This is a genomic window from Streptomyces hyderabadensis, from assembly GCF_020404845.1.
Taxonomy (GTDB): domain Bacteria; phylum Actinomycetota; class Actinomycetes; order Streptomycetales; family Streptomycetaceae; genus Streptomyces; species Streptomyces hyderabadensis.
Genome location: NZ_JAIOJZ010000145.1, coordinates 1 through 748, shown reverse-complemented (window position 1 = coordinate 748; position 748 = coordinate 1). Strand labels below are relative to the sequence as shown.

Below are 748 nucleotides of genomic sequence, written 5' to 3'. Positions count from 1 at the left end.
CGGCTTGGTGCCGAGGTCGGCCGTCCCCTTCACCAGGCCGTTGCCGGGCTGGCCGGTGCTGAGGGAGGTGAGGCCGGCGAGCAGTTCGTCGCGGCCGTCCCCGATGACGAGGGCGCGCCGGGTGAGGGCGGTGCGGGTGGTGGCGAGGGACAACGCCACGTCGGCCGGGGCGAGTCCGGGCCGGTCGGCCAAGTGCGCGCCCAGCCGCTCGGCCTGCGCGCGCAGCGCGTCCGCGGACGCGGCCGACACCGGCCAGCCGACGATGTCCGTACCCGAGAGAACAGGCGTGCCCTCGTCACGGGTTCCGCCGTCCGCCGCACCGGAAGCCCCGGCGGCCTCGGCCTCCTCCAGGATCACGTGGGCGTTGGTCCCGCTGATGCCGAACGACGACACGGCGGCGCGGCGCGGGTGCTCCGCCCGCGGCCACTCCCGCTCCTCGGTCAGCAACCGCACCCGCCCCGCCGACCAGTCGATGTGCGGCGACGGCTCCTCCGCATGCAGCGTCCGCGGCAGCACACCCTCCCGCAACGCCATCACCATCTTGATCACACCACCCACACCCGCAGCAGCCTGCGCATGCCCGATGTTCGACTTCAACGACCCCAACCACAACGGCCGCCCCTCCGCACGGCCCTGCCCGTACGTGGCCTGCAACGCCTGAGCCTCGATCGGATCACCCAACCGCGTCCCCGTACCGTGCGCCTCCACCACGTCCACCTCACACGCCTGCACCCCGGCACTGACCAAC

1 protein-coding gene is annotated in these 748 nt (G+C 73.7%); it reads right to left on the bottom strand.

The window, feature by feature from the left end; translation table 11 throughout:
* A partial coding sequence (locus K7854_RS37270; protein ID WP_308112615.1) for a ketoacyl-synthetase C-terminal extension domain-containing protein occupies window positions 1-748 on the bottom strand: 748 nt, incomplete at both ends.